Annotated in this window: 8 protein-coding genes; 2 read left to right on the plus strand and 6 right to left on the minus strand. The window is 70.1% G+C overall.

What is annotated here, in order from left to right; all coding sequences use genetic code 11:
- Positions 1-564 precede the first annotated feature (564 nt).
- Positions 565-1,983, plus strand: a complete 1,419-nt coding sequence (locus MZTS_RS22770) for a tyrosine-type recombinase/integrase (protein WP_192285526.1) — start codon at positions 565-567, stop codon at positions 1,981-1,983.
- Between the two features lie 94 nt (positions 1,984-2,077).
- Positions 2,078-2,662, plus strand: coding sequence for a metallophosphoesterase family protein (locus MZTS_RS22775; protein ID WP_192285527.1), 585 nt, complete (start codon positions 2,078-2,080; stop codon positions 2,660-2,662).
- Here the strand turns inward: MZTS_RS22775 and MZTS_RS22780 are convergent.
- The 6 genes from MZTS_RS22780 to MZTS_RS22805 all read right to left on the minus strand — a co-directional run.
- Positions 2,659-3,210, minus strand: coding sequence for a hypothetical protein (locus MZTS_RS22780; protein ID WP_192285528.1), 552 nt, complete (start codon positions 3,208-3,210; stop codon positions 2,659-2,661). The genes MZTS_RS22775 and MZTS_RS22780 overlap by 4 nt on opposite strands.
- A gap of 83 nt (positions 3,211-3,293) precedes the next feature.
- Positions 3,294-4,133 carry a hypothetical protein gene (locus tag MZTS_RS22785; RefSeq protein ID WP_192285529.1) on the minus strand — a complete coding sequence of 280 codons (840 nt, stop codon included), beginning with the start codon at positions 4,131-4,133 and terminating at the stop codon, positions 3,294-3,296.
- 86 nt (positions 4,134-4,219) lie between these two features.
- Complete coding sequence (locus tag MZTS_RS22790; RefSeq protein WP_009862206.1) at positions 4,220-4,432, minus strand: hypothetical protein; 213 nt, start codon at positions 4,430-4,432, stop codon at positions 4,220-4,222.
- A 90-nt stretch (positions 4,433-4,522) separates the two neighbouring features.
- A complete protein-coding gene (locus tag MZTS_RS22795) occupies positions 4,523-4,981 on the minus strand; it encodes a hypothetical protein (RefSeq protein WP_192285530.1) in 459 nt (152 codons plus the stop codon).
- 27 nt (positions 4,982-5,008) lie between these two features.
- Positions 5,009-5,290 (minus strand): hypothetical protein, encoded by a 282-nt coding sequence (locus tag MZTS_RS22800; protein WP_192285532.1) that lies wholly within the window; start codon positions 5,288-5,290, stop codon positions 5,009-5,011.
- The coding region (locus tag MZTS_RS22805) for a hypothetical protein (RefSeq protein ID WP_210329482.1) at positions 5,290-5,719 on the minus strand (430 nt) is incomplete at its 5' end. The genes MZTS_RS22800 and MZTS_RS22805, both read right to left, overlap by 1 nt.

Raw genomic sequence — 5,719 nt, forward strand, 5'->3', positions numbered from 1 at the left:
TCCCGACGAGCGTCTGATCGTCGCCGGGTAACGCACCTGCATCGAGAGGGCGCCAGACCCCCGATTGGACGCCGATCAGCCCTTCAGCCGGGTTCTTTTTCCACGCCGATTCTCACCCAGCCGGGTCGGGCGCATCGGCGCGCTCCAGGCGTTGGGCGTGCGGATGCACGAAGGTCCGCGCGCGGACCCCGGTGGCGCATTCCGCTCGTCGGCCTAGGGACGCGGACCGTCCGCCCCGGGGCCCGGCGAGTCGCCGTCGGGCTCGCGAACAAGGGCATCTGCCCCTCGCTCCCTGCCGACAGGTTCGAACAGCCCTCACGCCCAGGCTTTCCACAGGCGGCATCCGCGGGGACAAATCGGGGACAAATCGATTTTGGTCGCACGCCAACCCGTTGTGATGACACACGTTTTTCGGGCTGGGTGTAGATGGCGGAGACGGAGGGATTAGACGACAAGGAGCCGTTAACCCATTCTGGCGACAGCAAGTCCAGGGAATTGCGGGCGTTTCCGGGTCATATTACGGTTCAAAACCGGATCATATCCCCCTCCCTGGACGCCCCGCCCGTGCCCCGCAAGCCCGACCCTGAAATGGCCTACCTGACGGTACACGACGGCCTGTACCGTGTCTCCATGGGCGTGCCGAAGGAGCTGCGCTCGCAGCTCGGCAGCCGCCTGGTGAAGAGCACCGGCACGAAGTCGAAGGGGCAGGCGAAGATCGCCCGCGACCGCATCGTCCCCGAGTTCAAGAAGAAGATCGAGGACGCCTGGAAGGCCAGGGGCGGGAAGCGGGGCTCCCTGCTCGCCGAGGCCCTGGAGACCCGCAAGCTCCTGGAGACGGCCAGCGACGACCTCGCCGACTTCATGATCAAGGGCGCCCTGGAGCGGAGCGATGAGATCCTCGACGAGGGGGCGACATGGGTCGACGAGCCGACCCCCGACGGGGTGTTTCCGGTCCGGCGGCCGACCCCCGAGGCGGTCAAGGCGGTCACCGAATTCCGGCGCGTGCTCGCCGGGGACACGCCCATCGCGTTCCATCACCAGGCGTTCGTAGACGGCCTGAAGATCAAGCCCCGCTCGAAGCTGGACGAACCCCGGGCCCTCTCGATCCTCCTCGATTGGCTGGAGGCGAACGACATCGAGCCGTTCATCGAGAACATCAACAAGCGGAACGCAATCCGATTCCTCGACTGGCTCGACGCCGATACGAACCTGTCATGGGCGAGCAAGGCCAAGTATTTCGGACGGATCAAGTTCTATTGGAGCTGGCTCGCCCGGCGCGAGTACGCCAAGGAGAACCCGTTCGCCGACCTGAACCTGGACAAGCCCGAGACGGAGCGCGCCGACGACGAGCGGCCCTACACCGACGCGGAGGTTCAGAAGCTCCTCATGGGCAGCCCCATGGAAGGGGACCGGATGCGCGACGTCATGATGATCGCCGCTCTGACTGGGGCACGCCTCGACGCGGTGATCGACCTGAAGGTCGGCGGCCTCTTCGACGGCTACTTCACCTTCAAGGCGCAGAAGAAGGAGCGCGACGTGCGCGACGTCCCGGTCCACCCGGACCTCGACGAGATCGTCGCGCGCCGGATCGCGGGCAAGGCGCCGGAGGACGACCTGTTCCCGGAGTGGCCCGGCCCGCCGTCGACTTCGGTAAAGCCACGCTCATCTTACTTCTCGAAGCGGTACACCAAGTACACGTCCGACATCGGCGTTCGAGACGAGGAAGTCGGGCGCCGTCGCAGCAAGATCAACTTCCACTCCTGGCGCAGGTGGTTCATCACGAAGCTGGAGCGCGCTCGCGTCCGCGAGCCCCTGATCGCCGCGATCGTCGGCCACAAGCGGCCCGGCATGACGCTCGGCCTCTACTCGGGCGGGCCGGAGTTCCTGGAGGCCCAGGAGGCGATCGCCCTCGTGAAGCTGCCCCCGCTCGACGGCTCGCCCGTTGTCGAGGAGCGGTCCCTGATGCCCCGGAGGCGGTCATGAAACCCGCGATACCCCGTTCGAAACCCCAACCCTCCGCCAAACCCTAGGGACCTGCAGCGCCGCGCGCCGGGTCCCCGATTGAGGACCCGTAAAAATGGCCCGTAGGAATACTTTCTTCACCGCCGACACGCATTTCTCGCATGAGGGCATCATCCGGATGTGCAAGCGGCCGTTCACCTCGGTCGCCGAGATGAACCGGTGCCTCGTCGAGATCTGGAACGCCCGCGTCGGGAAGGACGACACCGTCTGGCACCTCGGCGACTTCGCGCTTGGGGCGACGGCGGCCGAGGCGGCCTCGATCTTCCGGGCCCTGAACGGCAAGCTCCGCCTGGTGAAGGGGAACCACGACGGGCCGGACACGCTCGCGCTGCCCTGGGCCGGGCCCGTCGAGCAGCTTGTCGAGATGGCGGTGGACGGGGCCAGGGTTGTTGCCTGTCACTACCCCCTGAGGGCCTGGAGGGGGAGCTTCGGCCGGACGCTCCAGCTGTTCGGGCACACGCACGATCTCCTGCCGCCGTCCAGCCTGTCCTACGACGTCGGCGTGGACAGCTGGGCGTACGCCCCGGTCACCATCGCGGAGATCCGGTCGAAGCTGTCATCGGTCACGGAGGAGCCCGAGGAGCGCCGGATGGCCCGCCTGCGCAAGGCCGAGGCAGGCCCGACCGAGGACGAGGACTAAACGTTCCGGGGTGCCCACCGGGCCGCGTGCTCCTCCGCGAACGCCGAGCGCCACCCGGCGGCCGGCTCGGGCTGGGGGGCAGGCTCCGGAGCCGGGCGGGGCAGCCTCTTGTCGGCGAACCGCTCGACGAGGGCGTCCACGTCGAAGTCGCTCCCGTCGTCGTACGGGGCGGCCTCCGCCGCGGCGGCCGGCCCGGATTCGAGCGGGGCTTCCCCGGGGGCGTCGGGCTCGCCCTGCGCCGGGGGCGCGCCCGCGCCGCCGTCGGCGAACAGGTTGTCGAGCTCGTCGGCGTGCCGGCGCAGGCGGGCGGCCCCGTCCCGGGCGATCGCCGGCAGGGCGTCGAGGACCCAGCTCGGCACGGGCTTCGCCCCGTCGGCGAGGACCCACTGCGCCACGCGCGCCCGCCCGAGGGGGCGCCCCGTCGCGGCGGAGAGCGCGTCGGCCAGGGGGGTCTGCCAGCTTCCGCCGTAGACCCGCTCGCCGACCGCTTGCACGAGGGCGACGCGCCGGGCACGCTCCTCGGCGTCAGTGAACTCCCGCGTTCCCATGGCTCTCCCCCTGCACGACCCCGGGGCAACCCCCGGGGTGAACGGATTGTATCACTGGATCTCTCGGTGAACAGCCTTGTTCACTAGAGGGCGAGGGCTGCGAGCGCGGCCTCGTCCTCTTCCGAGGGCGGGCGCGCGTACTCGACCGGGGGCGAGGCGACGAGCGCCTTCTGCAGCGTCCGGTGGATCGTGACCGTGCGGCCGTAGCAGCTCAGCCAGCGATCCTCGACCACCGCCGCGAATCCGCGCCCGGTGCGGGCGAGCCTGGCCTCCCAGACGGCCCGCTCGCCGGAGACGAGGAACGGCGTGGCGTCGAGCAACATGTGCCCGGCGACGGTCCCGTCGCCCGCTCCGATCCGGTGGCGCACCGCGAGCCAGCTGCGGGACACCATGATGACGTGGCGGTCGATGTTCGAGGCCCAGTGATCCCGGCCCTTGTTCACGCGGCTCCAGTCCTTCTCGACCTCGACGAAGTAGTCCGGCTGGTCCCCGGAGCGGACCTCGAACGAGCTGCCCCCGGCCGCCCCGTGCTTCATGACGGACTTCGCAGCGGCGAGGACGGCGCTCCGGCGGAGATCGGCGAGCCGCATCCGGATCGGCCGCTGCAGTTCGCTCGCGAAGGCCGCCCGCGCCTGGTGAACGGCGCTGTTCTCTCGCGACTGGGGCTGCCGGGGGCGGAAGCCGTAGAACTCCGTGACCTGGCCCTCGTTGCGGTTCCGGCGGACGCGCCGACGGTCGCCGATCGCCTCGGCCAGGCGCAGGACTCCTTCGAGGTCGCGGGTGACGATGAAGCCGGCCTTCTCGGCCTTCGGGATGGCCCGGATGATCTCGCGGGCGCGTGTCGGGCCCGACGCGTTGCCCTTACGCAAGTCCAGAACGATCCGGCGGGTGACCGGGGTGACGTCGCTCAGGATGCCTTTCATCGTCCTCTCCTCTCGCTCATGGCCCTTGATCGGGCCGCCCCTCACGGAGGCGGCCGGAGAAAGGGCCGGGGTCACCCCCGGCGGATTCAGAAGGTCAGGTCGAGGGGCTCGCCGTGCAGGGGGAGCAGGCTCGCCGGGAGCGGGAGGTCCCGGATCTCGGCGTCCGCGATGGAGGCGAGCAGGACGTCCAGGGCGTGGGGCCGGGGCTCGTCCCGGGAGACCGGCTCGGCGTCGGCGAGGTCGTCGAAGAGGAGGTTGAGGTCGAAGCTGAGATCGAGGGTCTCGGTGGGCTGGGTCATCGTGGGCTCCTTGGGGGAGGCCTTCTGCCTCCTTGGTGAACAAATTAGTTCACTGAGCCGACACGGTCAAGGGATGGTGAACCAGATTGTTCACTTTCTCAGCTTGGCGCCCGGACCGTCGCGTCCGATCGCGAAGATGTCCTCGATCGGCGGGCCGCTGTGGCGCTCGATGCGGGGGCAAGGCTGGAGCGGGCCCGACATCTTCGCCTGGACCTCCTCAGCCCAGCGCGCCTGCTGCAGGGCGCGAGCCTCCACGTCGTAGAGGGGGTCGGCGTAGACGCCGCGACCGGGGACCCATTCCATGCCAAGGACGTCCAGGACGCCGCCCTCCGGGTCCTCCCGGCCGTCGATGACCGCCAGCAGGTACTCGGGCGTGCAGCCCGCTTGCAGCGCGCAGCGCACGATGGCGGCCGGCCCCCTAAGGGTCTTGCGCAGGATGGCGCGCAGCTCGTCGACGCCGGGCTCGTAGTCCCGGCCATAGAGCGCGGCGCGGTCCTGCTCCTGGATGACGAGGCGGCGGACCGGGTTGCTGGGCAGAGTTTGGCTCATGTCAGGTCTCCTTGGGGTGGGTGAGGGTTAGCGGTTGTCGAGGTCGTGGCCGCGCAGACCGGAGACGTCGGCCCACTCGGCAAGCAGCGTCAGGGCGATGAAGGCGGGCACCCAGGCGCACGCCCAGAGCAGCGGGTCCTCGTGCGGCCAAGCCGGCTCGGCGCCGGTGACCGGAAGGACGACGGACGCGATGAAGAGAGCGCTGATCGCGCGCAGGTGCGTCCAGCCGGCGACGAGCCGGATGCACTCGCGCCAGCCGGGGTCGGCCTTGGCGTTGGCGACGGCGGTAGCGAGAAGGCGGCGGATCATCATGCAGTCCTTTCGACATCGGCGGCGGCGAGGCCCGCGTCGGCGCGGACCCATGAGAGCGCATCGAGGGGGGAAATCTCGGTCCGGCGGGCGAGCTCGATCGCGAGGGCCAGGTCCTCGACACCGAGGCGCCCGAGGAACCGGGGCTCGCCCGGCTGCGGGCAGACCCCGATCGACGGGGCTTCGTCCGGGGGCTGGGGCGCCACCCGCGCGGGGAGCTGGCGGCGCACGGCCCCGCGGGGCTGCGTCAGCTGCAGCCTGCGCAGGTGCGAGTAGACGGTGCTCTCGTTGACCCGCCACAGGCGCGCGAGGTCGCTCGCCCGCGGTGTCTCCACGTGCTGGCGTCGGATCTCGTCGTCGTCGGCGGGCACGCCCCTGTACGGGCTGACAGCTCCTACGGTCGGCATGGGCTCTTCCTCTGGGGTGGGC

Origin of the sequence: Methylorubrum zatmanii, assembly GCF_014845115.1 — a bacterium.
GTDB lineage: Bacteria > Pseudomonadota > Alphaproteobacteria > Rhizobiales > Beijerinckiaceae > Methylobacterium > Methylobacterium zatmanii.

Bases quoted from the DNA above. Each gene is read 5' to 3' on its own strand.
- MZTS_RS22775 (WP_192285527.1), top strand. From the start codon at position 2,078: ATGGCCCGTAGGAATACTTTCTTCACCGCCGACACGCATTTCTCGCAT.
- MZTS_RS22780 (WP_192285528.1), bottom strand. From the start codon at position 3,210: ATGGGAACGCGGGAGTTCACTGACGCCGAGGAGCGTGCCCGGCGCGTC.
- MZTS_RS22785 (WP_192285529.1), bottom strand. From the start codon at position 4,133: ATGAAAGGCATCCTGAGCGACGTCACCCCGGTCACCCGCCGGATCGTT.
- MZTS_RS22790 (WP_009862206.1), bottom strand. From the start codon at position 4,432: ATGACCCAGCCCACCGAGACCCTCGATCTCAGCTTCGACCTCAACCTC.
- MZTS_RS22795 (WP_192285530.1), bottom strand. From the start codon at position 4,981: ATGAGCCAAACTCTGCCCAGCAACCCGGTCCGCCGCCTCGTCATCCAG.
- MZTS_RS22800 (WP_192285532.1), bottom strand. From the start codon at position 5,290: ATGATCCGCCGCCTTCTCGCTACCGCCGTCGCCAACGCCAAGGCCGAC.